This window comes from Pedobacter sp. AC402 (assembly GCF_979252805.1).
Window position 1 is genome coordinate 117,604 of record NZ_CEEDAI010000010.1, and the last position, 21,768, is coordinate 139,371.

The 21,768-nt window shown below is 37.6% G+C and carries 14 protein-coding genes; 13 read left to right on the plus strand and 1 reads right to left on the minus strand.

The window, feature by feature from the left end; translation table 11 throughout:
• The 6 genes from AC0IWE_RS18150 to AC0IWE_RS18175 all read left to right on the plus strand — a co-directional run bounded on the left by AC0IWE_RS18150 (position 1) and on the right by AC0IWE_RS18175 (position 10,718).
• Positions 1-1,587 carry a glycoside hydrolase family 28 protein gene (locus AC0IWE_RS18150; protein ID WP_471794162.1) on the plus strand — a complete coding sequence of 529 codons (1,587 nt, stop codon included), beginning with the start codon at positions 1-3 and terminating at the stop codon, positions 1,585-1,587.
• Position 1,588: 1 nt separating this feature from the next.
• Positions 1,589-4,405, plus strand: coding sequence for a glycoside hydrolase family 95 protein (locus tag AC0IWE_RS18155; RefSeq protein WP_471794163.1), 2,817 nt, complete (start codon positions 1,589-1,591; stop codon positions 4,403-4,405).
• Positions 4,406-4,497: 92 nt separating this feature from the next.
• Positions 4,498-8,058: a malectin domain-containing carbohydrate-binding protein gene (locus AC0IWE_RS18160; protein WP_471794164.1), complete on the plus strand. Its 3,561-nt coding sequence runs from the start codon at positions 4,498-4,500 to the stop codon at positions 8,056-8,058.
• Between the two features lie 98 nt (positions 8,059-8,156).
• Positions 8,157-9,725 (plus strand): sodium:solute symporter family protein, encoded by a 1,569-nt coding sequence (locus tag AC0IWE_RS18165; RefSeq protein WP_471794165.1) that lies wholly within the window; start codon positions 8,157-8,159, stop codon positions 9,723-9,725.
• Between the two features lie 59 nt (positions 9,726-9,784).
• Entirely contained in the window at positions 9,785-10,225 is a 441-nt protein-coding gene (locus tag AC0IWE_RS18170) for a dihydrodipicolinate synthase family protein (protein WP_471794166.1), read from the plus strand.
• 7 nt (positions 10,226-10,232) lie between these two features.
• Entirely contained in the window at positions 10,233-10,718 is a 486-nt protein-coding gene (locus AC0IWE_RS18175) for a dihydrodipicolinate synthase family protein (RefSeq protein ID WP_471794167.1), read from the plus strand.
• Between the two features lie 477 nt (positions 10,719-11,195).
• Here AC0IWE_RS18175 and AC0IWE_RS18180 read toward each other — a convergent pair whose 3' ends face one another.
• Positions 11,196-12,065: an AraC family transcriptional regulator gene (locus AC0IWE_RS18180; RefSeq protein WP_471794168.1), complete on the minus strand. Its 870-nt coding sequence runs from the start codon at positions 12,063-12,065 to the stop codon at positions 11,196-11,198.
• Between the two features lie 223 nt (positions 12,066-12,288).
• Here AC0IWE_RS18180 and AC0IWE_RS18185 point away from each other — a divergent pair, with 223 nt between their 5' ends.
• From AC0IWE_RS18185 to AC0IWE_RS18215, 7 genes are all read left to right on the plus strand, one after another.
• Positions 12,289-13,926 (plus strand): fucose isomerase, encoded by a 1,638-nt coding sequence (locus tag AC0IWE_RS18185; protein WP_471794169.1) that lies wholly within the window; start codon positions 12,289-12,291, stop codon positions 13,924-13,926.
• Positions 13,927-14,061: 135 nt separating this feature from the next.
• The gene (locus tag AC0IWE_RS18190; RefSeq protein WP_471794170.1) at positions 14,062-14,604 is read left to right on the plus strand and encodes a DUF3826 domain-containing protein; all 543 of its coding nucleotides are present in this window, start codon (positions 14,062-14,064) and stop codon (positions 14,602-14,604) included.
• A gap of 513 nt (positions 14,605-15,117) precedes the next feature.
• The gene (locus tag AC0IWE_RS18195; RefSeq protein WP_471794171.1) at positions 15,118-16,842 is read left to right on the plus strand and encodes a SusC/RagA family TonB-linked outer membrane protein; all 1,725 of its coding nucleotides are present in this window, start codon (positions 15,118-15,120) and stop codon (positions 16,840-16,842) included.
• The gene (locus AC0IWE_RS18200; RefSeq protein ID WP_471794172.1) at positions 16,781-18,280 is read left to right on the plus strand and encodes a SusC/RagA family TonB-linked outer membrane protein; all 1,500 of its coding nucleotides are present in this window, start codon (positions 16,781-16,783) and stop codon (positions 18,278-18,280) included. The genes AC0IWE_RS18195 and AC0IWE_RS18200 overlap by 62 nt, the downstream gene beginning before the upstream one ends.
• Before the next feature lie 11 nt (positions 18,281-18,291).
• A complete protein-coding gene (locus tag AC0IWE_RS18205) occupies positions 18,292-19,254 on the plus strand; it encodes a RagB/SusD family nutrient uptake outer membrane protein (RefSeq protein ID WP_471794173.1) in 963 nt (320 codons plus the stop codon).
• Complete coding sequence (locus tag AC0IWE_RS18210) at positions 19,238-20,179, plus strand: RagB/SusD family nutrient uptake outer membrane protein (protein WP_471794234.1); 942 nt, start codon at positions 19,238-19,240, stop codon at positions 20,177-20,179. The genes AC0IWE_RS18205 and AC0IWE_RS18210 overlap by 17 nt, the downstream gene beginning before the upstream one ends.
• A 45-nt stretch (positions 20,180-20,224) precedes the next feature.
• Positions 20,225-21,211, plus strand: a complete 987-nt coding sequence (locus AC0IWE_RS18215; RefSeq protein ID WP_471794174.1) for a hypothetical protein — start codon at positions 20,225-20,227, stop codon at positions 21,209-21,211.
• The last annotated feature ends 557 nt before the right edge of the window (positions 21,212-21,768 follow it).

Consider the following 21,768-nt stretch of genomic DNA (forward strand, 5'->3'; position numbering starts at 1 on the left):
ATGAAACATTACATCCATATAATCAAAACCTCATTTTTTTTAATTGCAATGAGCACTTGCTTAACTGCCAGCGGCCAATCTTATTATAATGTAATTAAATACGGTGCAAAAAACGACAGTAGCAAACTGGCCACAACTGCAATTAAAAATGCGATAGAAGCGGCATCAAAAGCTGGTGGTGGAACAGTTTATTTTCCTGCTGGAAAATACCTGACCGGCGCTATCCATTTAAAAAGTAACATAACTATATTGATTGATGCCGGTGCTGAATTGCATTTTAGCGATAATTTCAACGATTATTTGCCTATGGTAAAAAGCCGTTATGAAGGCGTAGATGTTACCAGTTTTTCGCCTTTGTTTTATGCCTATAAAGTAGAAAACATCTCCATTATCGGGCGTGGAATTATTGACGGGCATGGCAAAAAATGGTGGGATTTTGTAGAAGGTTATAAAGAAGGACAAGCACGTTCTAAATGGCAAACTACTTTTGACGGTTTGAATAAAGATATTATTTTGCCAGATGATCCTAAGCAGATGAAACGTGGTTTTCTTCGACCGCCGTTTATACAACCTATGTTCTGCAAAAATGTGTTGATCGATGGCATTACGATCCGCAACTCGCCTTTCTGGACTATAAATCCAGAGTTTTGCGAAAATGTTAAGGTCCATGCAGTTACCATTAATAACCCACATTCGCCCAATACAGATGGAATTAACCCTGAATCTTGCAAAAATGTACACATTTCAGATTGCCACATCAGTGTTGGCGATGACTGCATTACCATTAAATCGGGCAAAGATGCACCTGGAAGAAAAATGGCAGTTCCGGCAGAAAATTATGTAATTACCAATTGTACTATGCTGTCTGGTCATGGCGGTGTGGTTATCGGCAGCGAAATGTCTGGTGATGTACGCAAAATAGCGATTTCCAACTGCATTTTCGATGGAACTGATCGTGGTATCCGCATTAAAACTGCTCGCGGAAGAGGTGGTGTGGTAGAAGAAATTCGTGTGAGTAATATTATTATGAAAAACATTAAAGATCAGGCAATTGTACTCGATATGCAATACGCCAAAACAAATGTTGAAGCTGTTTCTGAGCGTACACCGGTTTTCAGGAACATTCATTTTAGCAACATTACTGGTGAGGTGAACCAAGCCGCTTATTTAAATGGTTTAGAAGAAATGCCTATCAATAATATTACTTTTAACGACATTAATATGGATGCCAAAACTGGCTTTTCTATCCAAAATTCAAGTAATATTGAGTTTCATAATGTAACTGTAAATACGGAGTTGGGTGCATCCTTAAAAGTAATAAAAACGAATAATTTAATTGTAGACGGTTTAAAAAGTAATAAGCCGCATGCCAATGCTGCTGTAATTGATCTCACAAACGTGTCTGATCTGTTCCTGTACAATGCTTTCCCGACGAAAGAAACGGTTACTTATTTGAAATTAAGCGGCGCTGAGACAAAAAACATTTTCTTAGGAAACAATAATTTTAGGCGAATGAAAGAGGCCGTTATAAAGGAAAAGGAAGTAAACGGTAGCATCGAAATCATTTCAGGCGATAAAGGACAATAATATGAGGTTTAAACTTTTATTAAGTACATTATTTTTAATATTAACAGCTCACTTTGGCAGTTATGGGCAAGAAAATAACCACACTCTATGGTACAATAGAGCTGCCGAAAAGTGGACGGATGCCTTACCCATAGGCAATGGAAGACTAGGGGCAATGATTTTTGCCGGAACTGCTGTTGATCACATCCAATTTAATGAAGAAACTTTATGGACAGGTGCGCCAAGAGATTATAATCGAAAAGGTGCCTATCAATACCTGCCGGAAATTAGAAAACTACTAGCTGAAGGAAAACAGGCTGCCGCTGAAGCTTTAGCTCAGGAACATTTTATGGGCTTGCAAAGTAGTTCAGGAGATCGAAAAGTTTGGGTAAACGATATGAAAGCAAAGAAAGGTATCAAAGGAAATCCTTCACTTGCAAACTTCGACGACAAACTTTGGAAAAACATTAAAGTACCAGCTTATGAAGGTTGGGAAACTGTAGGTTTAGCCAATTTAGATGGCGCAGTTTGGTTCAGAACAACTTTTGATGTACCTGAAACTTTGCTTGGAAAAGACCTCATACTCGACCTTAACCGCATTCGCGATCAGGATTTTACTTACATTAATGGGGAACTGGTGGGTAATACAGACAATACAGAGCCAAGAAAATATACCATTCCTGCAAAACTGATTAAAAAAGGCAAAAATACAATTGCTATCCAGGTTTTAAATTATTTCGATAAAGGTGGTTTGGTCGGTTATAAAGACACATCAAAAAAAATAGGGATTTACCCTGTAGGAACTGATATAGATCAGGGTATTTCGCTCGTAAAGGAATGGAAATATTTAATTCAGGATGAAAATCCACCTGCTGTACCGCAATATCAGGGAAGTTATCAGCCTTTTGGCGATTTAAACTTATACTTCAAACAAACAAAATCGATTGTTACGAATTACAAACGGTCTTTGGATATCAGTACAGCTGTGGCTAAAACTACTTATACTTTAAATGGTGTAAACTACCAACGGGAGTATTTCGCGAGTCAGCCAAATCAAGCTATTGTTATTCACATGACTGCTGATAAAAAATCGGCCATCAGTTTTGATGCAGAATTATTCAGCGTTCATCGAAAATCGTCGGTTAAAACCTTCGGGAATAATGTAATTGCGCTATCGGTTCAGGTAAAAGATGGTGCTTTAATGGGAGAAAGCAGATTGACTGCGGTGATTAAAAACGGCTCGGTTAAAGTCTTAAATGGAAAAATAAGCATCAATCAGGCAGATGAAGTAACACTTTATTTAACTGCTGGAACTAACTTTATCAATGCTCAAAATGTTTCTGGAAATCCTGCAACTGCGAATACTAAAGCGTTAAACAGCTTAAAAGGTAAACCTTATTCCTTGATTAAGCAAAACCATATTAAAGAATACCAAAGCTACTACAACACCTTTAGCGTTAATTTTGGTCGTTCGGAGAATGAAAGTTTACCAACTGACGAAAGATTAGCCAAGTTTGGAACAACTAGCGATGCTGCTTTTGCTGCTTTATACATGCAATATGGGCGGTATTTGCTAATATCGAGCTCAAGGCCCGGTACACAAGCTGCAAACCTGCAAGGAATCTGGAATGATCTGTTAACACCACCATGGGGAAGTAAATATACCACCAATATAAATCTGGAAATGAATTATTGGCCAACAGAAATTCTCAATTTATCAGCCCTTAACGAACCTCTTTTTAGTAAAATTAAAGGATTGGCAAAAACTGGTGCTGAAACGGCTAAACAATATTACAATGCCCGTGGCTGGGTTTTACACCACAATACCGATTTATGGAACGGAACTGCACCTATTAACGCTTCAAATCATGGCATTTGGGTGAGTGGTGGTGGCTGGTTAAGTCAGCATTTGTGGGAGCATTACCAATTTAGTAAAGATCGCAAGTTTTTAGAAACTGAGGCCTATCCACTAATGAAACAAGCTGCCTTATTTTATGAAGATTTTTTGGTTAAAGATTCTAAAACGGGTTGGTTAATCAGTACACCTTCTAATTCGCCAGAAAATGGTGGTTTAGTTGCAGGGCCAACAATGGATCATCAAATCATCAGATCGCTGTTTAATAATTGTATTAAAGCATCAGAAGCACTTAACACAGATGCAGATTTTAGAAAAACATTAATTGAGAAAGTGAAACAGATTGCCCCGAATCAGATCGGTAAATACGGTCAATTGCAAGAGTGGCTTGAAGATAAAGACGATACCACTAACAAACACCGTCATGTTTCTCATTTGTGGGGTGTTTATCCCGGAAACGACATTACATGGGATGGCAATGAAAAAATGATGCAGGCAGCAAAACAATCGCTTTTGTATCGTGGAGATGATGCTACAGGTTGGAGTTTGGCTTGGAAGATCAATTTTTGGGCAAGATTTAAAGACGGCGACCATGCCATGAAATTGGTAAAAATGCTGATGAAACCAGCCAATAACGGTGCAGGTTCTTATGTAAATCTTTTTGATGCACACCCACCTTTTCAGATCGATGGAAATTTTGGAGGTGCAGCCGGAATAGCCGAAATGATAGTGCAAAGTCACCAAGGCTATCTGGATATTTTACCCGCATTACCAAGTGCCATTCCACAAGGGGAAATTAAAGGACTACGTGCCAGAGGTGGTTTTGAGCTGAATTTAACCTGGGATAGGGGACAATTAACTTCATTAACGATAAAATCTAGAACAGGCGGAAATTGTAAAATCCGTTACAAAAACAAAAACGCCAATATTGAGACAAAAGCAGGTGAAAGTTACCAATTGGATGGAGATTTGATAGCACGATGAATTCACTTATGAAAGCTAAAAGGGAGTGGAGGGATATTTTGCCAGTGTCAGGCTGGTTTGAGCCCTCTTTGCGAAATTTCGCAAAGCGATCTGTGGAGACACGTACCTTACCCAGTAGCCTCGGATCATGTCTTCACGAAACAAAATGGATTAATTTAAAGCATTTATTTTTATATGTATTCTGTTTCCTCACATTATATGGGTCTAATTCCCTTTATGCGCAAAATCATAGCAGAAAAGACATTTTATTAAACTCCAATTGGCAAACCATTGCCGACGAAAAAAACAACAATACTTATGAAGGTTTTCAGCAGGCCAATTATAAAACAACAGACTGGAAAACAGTAAATGTTCCGCACAACTGGGATCAATATGAGGGCTATCAACGGAAACTTCACGGCAATAAGCATGGTTATGCCTGGTACCGAAGAACCTTTAAAACGATTGAAATTAAACAGGGAAAACGCTTTTTTCTGTATTTTGAAGGGGTAGGTTCTTATGCTACTGTTTGGTTAAACGGTAAAAAAGTAGGCTATCATGCTGGCGGCAGAACAACTTTTACATTAGATGTTACCACCACGATTAAACTAAATAACCAGGAAAATATTTTGGCTATCCGTGCCGATCATCCTGCAAATATTCAGGATTTACCTTGGGTTGATGGGGGATGCTCTACCGAACGCGGTTTTTCAGAGGGTTCGCAACCAATGGGGATTTTTCGCCCTGTTCATTTAATTGTAACCAATGATATTCGGGTTGAACCTTTTGGCGTACACATTTGGAATGATAATAAAGTTTCAGAAAAGGCAGCTATTTTAAATCTGAGTACCACAATTAAAAATTACAGTCCGAAGCCTAAAAATATAACCATAATCAACAGGTTACTAGATAAAACCGGAAAACAGGTTAAAGAATTAAGGAAAGTAATAACTATCCTTAGTGGCAAAGAAATTCAAATTGATCAGCAAACCGACAAAATAATCAATCCTAAACTTTGGTCTTTAGAAAATCCATATTTGTACACGGTTCAAACTATCATAATCGAAAACGGGAAAATTGTAGATGAGCTGAAAACTCCTTACGGTATCCGCTGGATCAGTTGGCCATCTGATAGGTATCGGATTGATGACCAGGCAAACCAAAAACAGTTTTTATTAAATGGAAAGCCTGTTTTTATCAATGGAATTGCAGAATATGAGCATCTAATTGGTCAGAGCCATGCTTTTAGCAATGAGCAGATTAGTTCGAGAGTTAGGCAAATTAAGGCTGCAGGTTTTAATGCATTTCGCGATGCACACCAACCGCATAATTTATTGTATTCAGATTATTGGGATCAGGAAGGGGTTTTATGCTGGACACAAATGGCCGCACATATCTGGTATGATACACCTGAATTTCGAAAGAACTTTAAAGCACTTTTAACCGATTGGGTAAAAGAACGCAGAAACAGTCCGGCTGTAGTGTTGTGGGGTTTGGAAAATGAAAGTACACTACCAGAAGATTTTGCTAAAGAATGTACCGAGCTGATTAGAAAATTAGATCCTACCGCCTCATCACAAAGAAAAGTAACTACATGCAATGGTGGTAAAGGTACAGATTGGGATGTGCCTCAAAACTGGACAGGCACTTATGGCGGCAATCCGCTCGCTTATGGCGAAGATTTAAAAAGGCAGGTTTTGGTTGGTGAATACGGTGCATGGAGAACAATTGATCTTCATACAACCGATGCCAATGGAAAAGGTTATACCGAAAACAAAATGACCGATTTAATGGAAACCAAAGTGCGCCTGGCCGAATCGGTAAAAGATAAAACAGCCGGTCATTTCTTTTGGTTATACAGTTCGCATGATAACCCTGGCAGGGTACAGGGCGGTGAAGGTTTGAGAGATCTTGATCGGGTAGGGCCTGTAAATTACAAGGGCATGTTTACCCCCTGGGAGGAGCCTACAGATGTATTTTACATGTTCAGGGCAAATTATGCACCAAAACAAACTGAGCCAATGGTGTACATTGTTTCACATACATGGCCAAACCGCTGGAACAAACCTGGAATTAAAGATAGTATTGTGGTGTATGCTAACTGTGATGAGGTAGAACTGTTTAATGATATAAAAGGCCAATCTTTAGGCAGAAGAAAACGTGGCGCAATAGGCACGCACTTCCAATGGAATAAGCCAGATATAAAATATAACGTATTATATGCAGTAGGTTATGTAAACGGAAAAGCAGTTGCTAAAGATCAAATTGTATTGCAAAACCTGCCTCAAAGTCCAAATTTTAATACTTTAATTAATGATAAAAAATTAACCGTTCCTGCTCAGGGATATAATTATATATATCGCGTAAACTGTGGCGGTGGCGACTATACAGATACCAATGGAAGCAAATGGTATGCTGATAGAAATTTAAGCTCATCTAACAACTTTGGCTCAACCTCCTGGACAAAAGATTTCACGGGTATCCCTAATTTTTTTGCCAGTCAGCGGCGCACATTCCAACCCATTGATGGTACTAAAGATTGGAAGCTTTTTCAAACTTTCAGGTATGGCAGGGATCAGTTGAAATACCATTTTCCGCTTCCTGATGGGGAATACCTGGTCGAACTTTATTTTATTGAACCCTGGATGGGGATTGGTGGATGTTTTGATGCCAAAGCCATGCGTTTATTTGATGTCGCTTTTAATGGTAAAACGGTTATAAAAGATTTAGACATCTGGAAGGCATCCGGAAGCAACACTTTATTGAAAAAAACGGTTAAAATAACTGTTAAAGGTGGCTTTTTGGATATTAATTTCCCGCAGGTAAAAGTTGGTCAGGCAGTTATCTCAGCTATTGCAATTGCCAGTTTAAATCCGGCTATTAAACCTGCTGAACCAAGTAAATCACTCTTAGCAAAAATTAAAAATGCTGAACTTTACAGTTGGCTGGATATTGGTGATGAACAGTTTAAAGGTGAAAATTTAACATTTTCGGAACTTCCATCCAACTTATTCGGTGCCGAATGGTTAAAAGCCACCCGCGGGCAAGAAAGTATCGAATTTACCGCTACAGATAGTTTGGATGCTTTTATTGCTTTAAACATAAATAGCAGCATACCACAGGGATTCGAAGACACTAAAACTTCCCTAAAAAATAGTAAGGATGAAATATTCCATCTTTATCGCAAACGGCTTATTCCCAATGAAAGAATTATTTTCGATAATAGAACTGTAACTGTTTTCGCATTGCCCATTACCCACTTACAACCCGCTTACGATTTAAAAACCACTACCACTTATAAAGCTACCGAGGGTATTTTAGCAGGTAAGGGTGTTATTAAATCGATGCTTATGGATAAGGAACGTGTTGTTTTTAATGCTGCTGATCAGGGAAATTTAACCTGGCAGATTTCAGTTGGCGTTGCCGACACCTATTCATTAACGATTAAATACCATAATCCATCCGAAAAGCCTTTAACAGGAAAATTAATTTTCTCTTTAGCAGATGGAACCTTGATGAAGATGGAAAATGTTGAATTTGCGCCAACCAAAACTGGTAAATGGAATTATTTGAGCACCAATACTGGGAGCATGATAAATGCCGGAACATATAAACTAAAATTGATTGCCATCGATGCTAAAGGATTAGCGGTTGATGCATTGGATGTTCAATAAGATAAGATTATATAATATGTGGCCAAAATCTTATATTAATGTAGATATTTAGACATGCATATTTGTTTTAACCAAATTAATAAACGAGCCAACAAATAATGAAAGGACTTCCTGTAGTCGATCTTGCAATTATCTTCATTTATCTTGTTGGAATGATATTAGTTGGGGTTTATTTTTCGAGGAAAAATAAAAACTCCGAGCAATTTACAAAAGCTTCGGGCCTGATCCCCGGATGGGCGATAGGTTTATCTATTTATGCAACATTTTTAAGCAGTAACACTTTTTTAGGCGTACCTGGAAAAGCTTTTGGTAGTAACTGGAATGCATTTGTGTTCAGTATTTCAATGCCATTGGCCGCCTGGATTGCTTCAAAATACTTTGTTCCTTTTTATCGGAATACGGGTGAAATATCGGCCTATACTCATTTAGAAAAACGTTTTGGAGCATGGGCAAGAGTATATGCAGTGGTGTGCTTTTTGTTAACGCAACTGGCCAGAATGGGATCGATATTTTTTGGAATCGCCTTGAGTTTACAAGCACTTACGGGTTATTCCATGCAGATGATTATGGTTGTAATGGGCATTTGTATCATTGTTTATACTGTTTTAGGAGGAATTGAAGCGGTAATATGGACAGAAGTGGTACAAGCTGTAGTGAAAACTTTTGGCGCATTACTGATTCTGTATTTAATCATCTCAAATATGCCGGGAGGGGTTTCGAAGATTGTAGAGATCGGACAATCGGCCAAAAAATTCAGTTTAGGTAGTTTTAAGCTTGATTTTGTTGGTTCTTCGTTTTGGGTGGTGCTGCTTTATGGCTTTTTTATCAACCTGAATAACTTCGGGATGGATCAGAATTACATTCAGCGATACCATACAGCATCATCAAGTAAAGCCGCTTCAAAGTCGATCTGGTTATGCGTATGGCTTTATATACCTGCATCCTTGCTGTTTTTTATTATAGGATCTTGCTTGTATGCTTATTACGAGATTAATCCTGATCTGGTACAATCGATTAAGCACCAGGTAGCGATTGAGCGTTTGCCTTTACATGCTTCGGCCGCTGAGGTTTTGAAGGTACAAAATGCATTACAACCAGCAGATTATGGTGATAAAATTATGCCCCATTTTATGGTCACTAAAATTCCGGTAGGTTTGGTTGGATTGATTGTTTCGGCCATTCTTTCAGCAGCAATGAGTACCATCAGTTCCGGAATGAATGCCTCGGCTACGGTATTTTCGGTCGACATTTATAAAAGGTATTTTAAGCCAGGTATCACCGAAAAGCAGAATTTATCACTTTTGCATTTGGCAACTGTTGGCTTTGGCTTACTCGGTATGATTGCCGGCATCGCCATGATTGGAGTAAAAAGCATTTTAGACGTTTGGTGGGAATTATCGGGGATTTTTGCCGCAGGAATGCTTGGTTTATTCCTCCTGGGGATTATCAGCAGGCAAACTAAAAATCACGAAGCCATCACTGCAACAATAATCGGAATAGCCGTAATTATATGGATGACATTTTCATCACTTCTTCCTCCGGAATATGAAGCTTTTAGAAATCCCTTGCATAAAAATATGATTATCGTGGTTGGCACTTTAACCATTTTTTTAACAGGACTTTTCCTGACGAAAATTAAAAAACAAAAAACTAAAACCGCCAATTAAGATTCTTTTAGAACTTATCCAGGCAAATTATATAGAAAATTTTACCATATCATATTATAATGGAAAACTCACAAAAAGGGTTCATCCCGGTCATGCTTACGCCTTTTTTAAACAACGGGAACATAGATTACCCGGCGCTTACACAGCTGACAGAAATTTACCTGCAAGCTGGCTCATCGGGCTTATTCGCAAATTGTTTATCGAGCGAAATGTTCGAGTTAGATGATAAGGAAAGAATCCAGGCTATAAAACATGTAATTAAAGTAGTTAATGGAGCAGTGCCGGTTGTTGCTACCGGAACATTTGGAGGTGAAATAAGTAAACAGGCAGATTTTGTAAAAGAAGTAAGCAATACAGGTGTAGAGGCGGTAATTGCCATTACCAGCTTGTTGGCTGATGAAACGGAATCTGATGAGATTTTTAACGAAAGGGTATTTGATCTTTTAAACCAAACAGATAAAATTCCCTTAGGGATTTTACGAATGCCCGGTACCTTATAAAAGAGTATTGAAACCACAACAATTGGCCGATTTCGTATCAACTGGAAGGGTAATTTACCATAAAGATACCTGCCTGGATCTGAATCAGATTAAAGAAAAATTGAAACTGACAGAAGGCAGCACATTTGGATTGTATGACGCTTATATCGTTCATGCAGTAGAATCTTTAAAAGCTGGTGCATCTGGTTTATCATGCATTCAAGGAAATTATTTTCCAGAATTAATTGTTTGGCTGTGCGACCATTACAATGATGAAGCTTTTAAAGATGAAGTACAGGTGGTGCAACAATTCTTGATTGATAATATGGATGTAATGCATAATGTTTATCCTGTGGTTTCGAAATATTTTCTGCAAAAACGCGGACTCAATATTTCTACTTTTACACGCAGAAATGTAGGTTCATTTACGCCAAGTGTAGTAAAAGAGGTAGAAACTTTGTTTGATGATTATACCTTGCTTCGCAATAATTTAAATATTAAGGTTTTTATATAAGTTTTTGTCGGTTCGTCATCCTGAACTTGTTTCAGGACCTAATTATTGATGATTTTTGTTTATTCATCTTCTTTTAACGCGGTCGTCATCCTGAACCTGTTTCAGGACCGAATTTATTGCTGATTTTTGCTTATTCATCTTCTTTTAACGCGGTCGTCATCCTGAACTTGTTTCAGGAACTAATTGTTGCTGATTTTTGCTTATTCATCTTCTTTTAACGCGTTCGTCATCCTGAACTTGTTTCAGGACCTAATTATTGCTGATTCTTAGTTATTTATCTTTTCCAAGCTGATTGATAATCGCAATGTTTTGGTTATTTTTTTCTTTTGCATTAAGATTCCCGCCTTCGCGGGAATGACGACCAATCATTTAACGCGGTCGTCATCCTGAACTTATTTCAGGATCTAATTATTGCTGATTTTTGTTTATTCATCTTCTTTTAACGCGGTCGTCATCCTGAACTTGTTTCAGGATCTATTAATTCAAATACTTCCTTTTATAATCCAAAGGTGTCATTCCGGTAACCTTTTTAAAGTGCCTGTAAAAATTTGAAACATTATTAAAACCGCAATCAAAGCAAATCATTTCGGTGGGTAATTTGTTCTCAATCAGGAAACGGCAGGCATGGACTACCCTTATTTCGATCAGAAAATCATAAAAGGTTTTCTTTGTCATTAGCTTAAAATACCTGCAAAAAGAAGTCACGCTTAAATTACTTAATGATGCTACTTCTTCAAGTGTAATGTCCTTTTTATAATTGCTCAGCGTATAATTGCAAATTTTATTAATGCGGAGTGTTTCAGATTCATTACTTTGATAAAAGGTATTTTTACTCGTTACAATGGTAGCATATTCATCCGTTTCGGCCAAAGTTTTTAAAATTGATAACAAAATGATAATGCGGTCTAAATTTGTCGCATCTACAGCAGCCCTCATTAAATCAACCAGTTTGTCTTTCGCTTTGCCTTTTATCACCATGCCACTTTTCGCTTTTTCAAATAACTTCGGAATCAGGTAAGCTTCAGGTAAAGTAAGCATGTATTTGCCCAGGCAATCGGGTAAAAAATGAATCACCATGGCTTCAGTGGTTAAATCTGGATTATTTTGAAAATACTCATCTTTACAGCGCCATGTATGTGGCAAGTTCTCACCTAAAAGCACCATCTCATCAGGCACAAAATTGCTGATGTTGTCGCCAATAAATCGAACGCCTTCACCTTTTATTACATAATGCAATTCCAGTTCAGGGTGGTAATGCCAGATGTTACCAAAATCAGGTTTGATATCATGCCGGATGCTAAAGGAACTTTGTAAGGTAATCGGAACTTTATGAAAATGAGGTTTCATGTTACTTGTAAATATTTGGTTAGTGCTGTATATATTACAATATAAATTGTACCAGAGCGGGTTAAAGTTAATTAGTTTAATGATAACATCCTATATTAATTTGATAAAAACCATTAGAAAATTATGTTTTTCATTGTTGAGTTTTGTATATAGCCTTATAGGCTTAACCAAAATATAAGCTGACGAATTATTTTTATATAAATAATTTGTTCATTAATAAAATATGAGACAGGGTAAACAAGGAGAAATTCTATTGGTTTCTAGCGGGGATTTAAGGCTTTCGGCAAATCAAAACTGCTGGCCTGCCCAATTGGAAATGGAGCAAAAACTAACTAAAGCAATCGAGCAGTTTGGTTGGAAGGTTAAACGCGCCCATCCTTACAATTCAACAAAAAAACATGGCTTTATCGATTCGCAAAGGATGGGTATGGATATTTTTCGAAATATCGATCCTGAGCAGCCTTTAATTGTAGCAGAAAGTGTTTGGCAATACTCTCATCACGTACTTGCGGGGCTTACCACGCACCGCGGACCTATTTTAACAGTAGCAAACTGGAGCGGCCAATGGCCCGGTTTAGTGGGCATGTTAAACCTGAATGGTTGTTTAACCAAAGCAGCTATCCCTTACAGCACTTTATGGAGTGAAGATTTTACTGACGACTTTTTCACTGAAGGATTACAGGAATGGCTCTCTACAGGTAAAGTTAGCTACGATCAAAGCCATGTTAAAAGTTTTGCCCTCAGTAAAATTCCAACCAGTGATGATAAGATAGGTAGAACCTTTGCCAGAAATTTAAAAGCACGCAAAGTAATAATGGGCGTGTTTGATGAGGGTTGCATGGGTATGTACAATGCTATCATCCCCGACGAACTGCTTCATAAAACCGGATTCTTTAAAGAACGGTTAAGTCAATCAGCACTTTACGCATCCATGTTACAAGTAACAAATGTAGAAGCTGAGTCTGTTTTAGACTGGCTTTTACAAAAGGGAATGACTTTTAACTGGGGCACTAATGAAGAAACCGAGTTAACCAAAAGACAAACCCTTGAACAGTGCAAAATGTACATTGCAGCGGTAAGAATTGCTGATGAATTTAGCTGCGACACCATTGGCATACAATACCAACAAGGTTTAAAAGATTTAACCGTGGCCAGCGATTTGGTAGAGGGTTTATTAAATAATGAAGACCGGCCACCGGTATTTTCTATAGATGGGAAAGCGCTTTATCCCAAACGCGCACTACCACATTTTAACGAAGTGGATGAATGTGCCGGTTTGGATGCTTTGGTAACCTATAATCTTTGGAAAGAATTGGGCATGACTGGCGAAAACACTTTACATGATATCCGTTGGGGCGAATATTATAAAAATGAGGAAGTAGATGGTTTTGTATGGTTATTCCTGATTTCGGGCGCAGCACCAGCAGCACATTTTATTAATGGTTATGCAGGCGCAAGCAGCGATAGGCAACCTGCCATGTATTTCAGATTAGGTGGCGGCTCTTTAAAAGGTATCAGTAAACCCGGTTTTATTGTTTGGAGCCGTGTATACATTATGGATAATGAAATTCATTGCGATTTAGGTGTTGGCGAAGTGGTAGCTTTGCCTGATGCAGAAACAAACAGACGATGGGATGGAACAACGCCTGAATGGCCAATTATGCACGCCATTTTAAAAGGAGTGAGTCGCGACCAGTTGATGGCCAGACATAAAGCCAACCACATACAGGTGGTATACACCAATTATGAAGCCGGAGCACATGAGGCTTGCAGGATAAAAGCTGCTGCATTAGATGAACTTGGCTTAAAAGTGCATTTCTGCGGAGATGTGAACCTTAATAAAAAAAGAAATTCAATTTAAAATTAACAACATGAAATCATCAATTTTAGCCTTACTGTTAACGTGCTCGAGCATTACGGCAATTTTCGCTCAAAATAATACCCCAGCCGATAAAGAGGCTTATACCAAAATGATTACTGACGTTCTGCTAAAATTGTGACCAATATAGGCATTACCGATGCCAAGAAAACTGAAAAAGTTACCGGGATTATCAGGGATCAGTATAGTGCGTTAAACGATATTTATGCTGCAAGGGATATTCGTGTTAAAGAGATTAAAGAGAAAAACAAAGAAAATAAGGTTGAGCGCGACTCGGCACTTGCAAAAGATGCTCGCATTGTAGAAACATCGCTTGCAAAACTCCACAAAAAATACATCAGCAAATTGTCTGCACAATTAACAAATGAGCAGGTTGAACTTGTTAAAAACGGCATGACTTACAATGTACTGCCCATTACTTACAAGGCTTATCAGGAAGAAATTTTAACATTAACAGATGATCAGAAAAAACAAATTCTAACCTGGTTAACCGAGGCCAGGGAGCATGCAATGGATGCAGAATCATCAGATAAAAAACATGCCTGGTTTGGTAAATATAAAGGTAGAATTAATAATTACCTATCTGCTGCTGGCTACGATTTGAAGAAAGAAGGAGCAGAGTGGGAGAAGCGAAGAAAAGCGAAAGCACAAGTAAATTAATATACATAATGGAGCAGATTTAAATGCTCCATTATTTTTTTCTTTTTTATTTAAGAATATTTCATTTATATATGAATTTAATTGTATCTTGTTTAAAGAAAATAACTCATTAAATAGTTAATAGTTAGTGTATTACATCCTTTGCTAAAATGATATAATATTTAACTGTTTATTAATAAAATACCCATATTTCAAGGTTATAGTAAGCCCTGAATTATACTTTCTAACCAAAATTAAATTTTATAAAAAAAAAGATATGAGAAATCTAAATTAAAAAATTTTCGTTCGCCGAAAATTTAAAACGCTATCCGATTCTTTGCCTAACTAGCAAGCTTTATGAGCAAAAAGAATCCCAGACAACACCTCCTTAACCGGAAAATTTTATTGGATAAACTTTAACTGGCAACATCAAGCTTGCCAGGTATGGATATGTTACTCTTTAATAAAGCAAATGCTGCTCAATTAAGGATAAAATAAATCTAATTAGTATAAAAAACTAACCAAATAACAAATATGAACTTAAAATTTTTACGAAAAACCTCATGGGTTTTAGTGCTCATGTTATTCACATATACCGCTGTTTTTGCCCAACAAAAGCAGATTACAGGTAAAGTGGTAGACAAAAAAGATGGGCAACCCGTTCCTGGAGTTACCGTTGGAATCCGCGGTAAAACCAATAATGTAAGCACCAATGATAAAGGTGAATTTGCTTTAATTGCAAATCCTGAAACAGATGCACTTGTATTTTCTTATGTGGGTTATGTTAGACAGGTAATTGCACTGGCAGGCAAAACCAATGTAACCGTAAGCTTTGTAGAAGATAGTCAGAGTTTAGATAATGAAGCGGTTGTGGTTATCGGTTACGGAACGAAGAAAAAATCAGAAATTTTAGGAGCTGTAGCAACCATTAGCGGGGCTGAACTTCAGGATATTCCTGCGCCAAATTTAGCAGGAGCATTGAGAAACAGGATTGCTGGTGTTGGTGTAAGTCAATCTTCAGGTAGACCGGGTTCGCCAATAACATTAAATATTAGAAATTCTACCACCACTACAGCCGCGGCTGGTACCACAGATGAACCGCTTTATGTTGTAGATAATATTACGGTAACAAGAGAGGCTTTTGATAATATTGACGCCTCAATGATAGAAAATTTAACATTTTTAAAAGATGCCTCTGCTGCAATTTATGGCGCTGCCGGTGCTAAAGGGGTTGTGCTGGTTACAACAAAAAAAGGTAGAATAGGCCGACCAAGCATCACCTACAACGGCTATGTGGGTGTTTCTGATGCGATTAAAGTTCCAAAAATGTTATCTGGTTATGAGCATGCTTTATTATTAAATGATACCTTCCGCTCACAAGGTGCTGCTGCATCAGAATATTTTGCTCCTGAGGATTTAGAATATATCAAAACGCTGGATTATAAAAGCTGGTACGATGAAGTTTGGCAAGCAGCTACTACACAAAGACATAACATCGGTATTTCTGGCGGGAGTGATAAAATTACCTTTTTTGCAGGAGGAAGTTACCAGGGAGAAAATGGAAACTATGCAGGGATGAAGTTCAATAAATATTCATTTAGAAGTGGTGTAGTTGCAACATTAGCCAACGGTTTAAAAGCTGATGTAAACTTTAATGTTGATTATGGTACAAAGGAACTGCACCATAATGCACAAGATAATGATGCTCCCTTTTTTGAAAGGCTGATAACTGTTCCAAGATGGGTTCCGATTAGTATTGATGGTAAATTTGTAAATTATAATGTTAATGGGGTTAACACCAGTAATATCAACCCGTTAGCTGTTGCAGAATCTGGTTATTACAATAATGGATCCAATAAATCTTACCGCATCAATGCAGCATTAACATATGAGCCAACTTTTTTGAAAGGACTTATAATTAAAGGCCAGGTTTCACAGTCAAGTGGCTCATCAAAAAATACACAATATATACCACCTTTTACACTTTACAATTTTGCTAAAAGAGGTAATAACCTCGAATTGTTCACCAATCAATCACCGGTGGGTACTGCGGCCACCTTTCAGCCAACAAGTGCAGCCAATTCAAGTTATACCCCAGGCTTAATTGATAACAACAGCTATCAGTTTTTTCTAACGCTTCAATATGCAAAAACAATCGCAAAACATAGTTTTAGTCTTTTGGCTGGTGCAGAGCAAAGTGAGGGCAATTCACAAAATTCAACTGTTCGTTACACCAATCAGCCTCATCCCAGGTGTTGATCAATATTTTGCTTATGATATTAATACATTGGTGGCATCAAACTTAGATAAAACAGCAGTTTCAAAGCGTTCTGGTTTTGCTCGTTTTAGTTATGATTTTGATAAAAAATACCTCATCGAAGGTATCGCCCGTATTGATGCTTCATCTAACTTTGCATTGGGCAACCGTTGGGGTGTATCGCCAAACATTGGAATAGGATGGGTGGTGAGTCAGGAAAAGTTCTTTAAAAACAGCAATGCGCTCAGCTTTATCAATTTCCTTAAATTAAAAGCAAACGTTGGTATTACTGGTGATGACCGTGTTGGTGTACGGTTATGGCAAGATCGTTTTCAGATTGATGTAACCAATGGATACGTGTACGGCAATGCCAATTCGAACAGTTTAAACCGTTCGCGTTTGGCAAACCCTGAAATTACCTGGGAAAAGAAACGAACAATAAATGTTGGTTTAGAAACTTCGATGTTTAACAACAAATTGGATATTAGTATTGAGGCATTTCAAAATTATACTTACGATGGTTTTGAGTTGGGTGCAAACAATCAATATCCACAATATTTTGGCACACAAGCACCTGTATTAAACTACAGGCAACTTTATAACTGGGGTTCTGAGTTCAGTATTGGTTATAAAGCAAAACTTGCTACAGATTGGAACCTAAGCGCGAGCATGAATTTTTCTTATGGAAATTCTGTTACAGATAGAATCCTTTACACACCAGGAAACTTAATTAACAACACCTTTCCTAACTTACAATTATTCGGTACCGACCCACGCAAATACAACACAAGCAATTACGGTTTAAGAAACCTGGGCACGTTCAGAACGCAGGGAGAAGTAGATGCCTGGATGGCAAAATATCCGAATTACAGGGTTTACGATAGAATTCCACAACCTGGATGGTTATATTATGAAGATACAAATGCTGACGGCGTAATCTCAGATAGTGATTTATCTCCATTGTACAACAACACAAATGCATTTTTTTCTTCTGGTATTTCCTTAAATTTAACCTATAAAAACTTCAGTTTAAACACCAACATTAATGCAAGGTTTGGTGGCAAAATTTTCTACGATAGCAGAGCAAGAACAGCACCCTCAAAAACCAGAAATACTTTAACGATATGGACAGATCGTTGGACTTTAGAAAATCCAACAGAAGGTAAATATCCTAGGTTTGATGATCCATCATTGGGCATAAATTCTGATTTTTGGGCTGTTGATGGCACCATGATCCGGATCAATACCATGACTTTAAGTTATAAGGCACCTAGTGCGTTTGCAAGCAGATTAGGAATTGGTGGAGCCCGGATTCTACTTACAGGAAATAATCTTTGGACCATTGTAAATCCTCTACCTTATAAAGATCCATACACCTCAAGTGCCTGGGATTATCCAATGTTGAGAACGATATCATTAGGATTGAGTGTTAACCTATAATTTTTTGAGCAATGATTAATCAATTAAAAAACAATATAAAAAAGGCCATAGCTATTTTAACATTAGCTGCACTTTTACCGGCTTGTGTAAATAAAGATGAGTTTTTCTTACTGCCGGATACTGGCGGTATCGATCAGGCCATTTGGGATAATGATGGTTCAGTACAGTTACACCTTAACAGGGTGTACGATGTAGCCATGTATCAATTTCCTTTGCAACTGGTTCCTGATCGTTATGGTGTTCATTATGCAAGTGATGAAAATTACTTTCCGGATGGTGATGCAAATGCAAAAGCAGCACTCGGGCTGCAGGGTATGTTAGGAAATAATGATGCGAGGTATACCGGTAATACGTATGGTGGTAACCCTGGCCAAAACAAATACTGGGATATTGCCCGGTGCAATGATGCCATTGCCAATCTTCCAACGAGTACAATGCTTACGCAAAAAAAGAATGAATTGCTTGGGCAGTATTATGCGCTTAGAGCGATTACCTATTTCGAACTGGTTAAGGTTTATGGTGGTGTTCCACTTCCGTTAAAACCGCAGGGAGATGATACCATTTACGATGAGGGGAGAAGGCCTGCCAAAGAATGTTTTGCTGCAATATTAAGTGATTTAAACAACGCAATTATTCTACTCGAAGGCTTTACACCGAATGATGCCGATGGCAGAGGTAAAATTACCAAGCTAATTGCTACCTGCTTAAAAGCGAAAGTGTTATTGTATTGGGCCAGTCCGCAGTTTAACCCCTTAAATGATGCAAAGCACCCTTACCAGGCATCAAGATGGGCTGATGCTTTAACTGCCAATAAAGAAGCTTATGATATGTGTGTTTCGGCAGGTAAAAAATTAATGCCGAATTATTTGGATATTTTCCGGGTAGAAGGTACCGCCAATACAGAAGCAATTCTGGTTAGAACCTACTCAAACACCATACCAAACAGGGGCGAATGGAATCGAACAACGTGTTAGACCATCATCTGAAGGTGGAAGTCCGAATACGTTTTATATGCCAACTACAAAAATGTTGGATGCTTATCCAATGAAAGATGGGAAACCATTAAATACCTCTACAGCTTTTCCATATGATGCTACCATGTTCTGGCAAAACAGAGACCCAAGGTTCGAAGCTACTTTTGCCACAAACGGATCGGTATATCCTTTAAGTGGAAATGCAAATAGAAAACAATGGACTTACAATTTAGCAACCGGCGAAAGTAGTGGAAACGCTGTATATGTTAAGCGATTTTCTACACCAACTTTAACAGCAAGTGCATCTGTTTACAATAACTCTATCGGAGGCGGAAGCGGGATGGATTGGATTGAGCTTAGATTTGCTGAAGTAATGTTAAATTATGCAGATTGCTTGAATGAAACTGGAAATATAGCTGGTGCAAAAGATCTGGTACGACAGATCCGCACGAGAGCTGGGGTAGTAGCAGGCGATTCTGATTATGGACTTGCCTTGGCTGGCAGTACGCCACAATTGCGCAACTTAATACTGAACGAAAGACAAATTGAATTCGCGTTCGAGAACAAACGTAATTCAGATTTAAGAAGATCGCGCACCATGCATTTGTTAACAGGGAATATGGCTAAATTGGAAGTGCAGCTGGTAAATCCACCATCAGGATCAGATCAAAAAGATAAAAAGGTGTTAGAAGATCCAACAGTTCCAGGAGGTACAACATTGTTCAGAGAAACTTTAAATATTAATGATAAAGCCACTTATACCAAGTATTTTAAAAATGTGGTGGTTACAAATACAACCTATCTACCATATAATGTGCCCGAATTTCATTATTTCTATACCTTCCATAATGATTTTGTAAGTTTTGGCAATAAAATCCTTCCTACAGTTGGATGGGCTGGTGGCACATTTGACCCGCTTGATTAATATTAAAGAATAAATGTTCAGTTGATCTGATTAAAAATTAAAATAATGAAAACTAAATATATTTATAAGGTACTCATTGGCTTGTGCTTAGTTTTTTGCGCATCCTGTAAAAAAGAGTCGGCAAACATATTTAATATGTTCGAAGATGTAACAGTGACTTTCAACAACAGCGATCCACGTTGTGTTACCGATTATAAAGTAATTAACGACAAGGAAGAGGTATGGATTGATTTCACCTTAAATTCTGCTAAAGAAGATATGTATTCTTATGTGTTTGAGGTTTCTGCAGGTACACAACAATCTACACGTTATACCATTGCAATTACAGATCCTACCCAACGCAGAAATTTTTCGGCAGTGATTAAACTACCAAATACAACTTTCCCGGCAGCAGCACTTCGTGATGGTAAACAAAGCTATCGCATTTGTGCTTTGAACGAAAAAGGAGTGTACATTGGTGATGGATACAAAAAAGTAACCGTTGATGTAAATCCAAGTTTTATGATTTATGCAAACAGAGATATCTTTTTACCGGATACTGTTGCCAAATCATTACCGAGCTTTTTTTCACTTAGCGATGCAACAGGTTTTAGTTACACAAATGCAGCAGCAAATGCGGCTAAGATAGATTTTGGAATTTATAGAAAACCAGGTTCCAATTCAACAGCTCAAACGCCAACCTGGGTGGTTAATTTATATTCTCCAAGCGTAGCTACAAATCCACTAACGGTTTATGATATTAGTGGCTTTAGCCCAAAAAGGACTACTAAATTTAGTCAGCCGGTTACCGGGCAGGCAACTGCCTTCCTTACAACGGCAATTTCGGGTTCTTCTATAGAAACCTTGGCCAAAGCAAGGGCAATTACATTTAACGAAACGACTCAAACACTACCTGCTAATGGTATTGCAGCGGGTAACGCCGTGTTTTTTTTAACGCCAGAAGGTAAATATGGTATGATGTATATTAATGCAGTTACTGCTGATCTGCAAAAAAGGCCTTACGTTAATGTGAGTATAAAAGTTCAACGGTAAAATTTAAAAATTTTATGTATTTGGTTTAAAAAAGAGAGCAGAAATGCTCTCTTTTTTTGGCATAAGCATTTTTTGGGAGCTAGAATAAAGGTATTTATGATTAACCCTGCAAGTGTTTATGTAAATATTTCCTTACCAAAACCTTAAAATAAACGTTAAAACAACGTTTTTTGTGTAATAATCGGGTAGCGAACAAAATTCTACTATATTTTTATTTAAATATTATATTTATATATGAATATTATTTTTACCTTGTATTCCAGTTATTGATTAGCATAAAATCAGAAAGATGGCTTTTTATTCAATGATAATATGATACAATACCTGGCCAAAATTATACATGAAATAGTTTAATTTTAGGTGCAAATTTGAATTATAATATACTTTCTAACCAAAAATAATTATTCAGATCAAAATAAAGAATGAGCCAAATTTCCCATTTTACATTAATTTTTCTATCAAAGTTAATGACTTAATTTTTCATTAAGCCATATACATCAGGTGAAATACCGAGTATTTTATTTACAAACCGTTAACGCCCTCCACTTAAAAAGTTT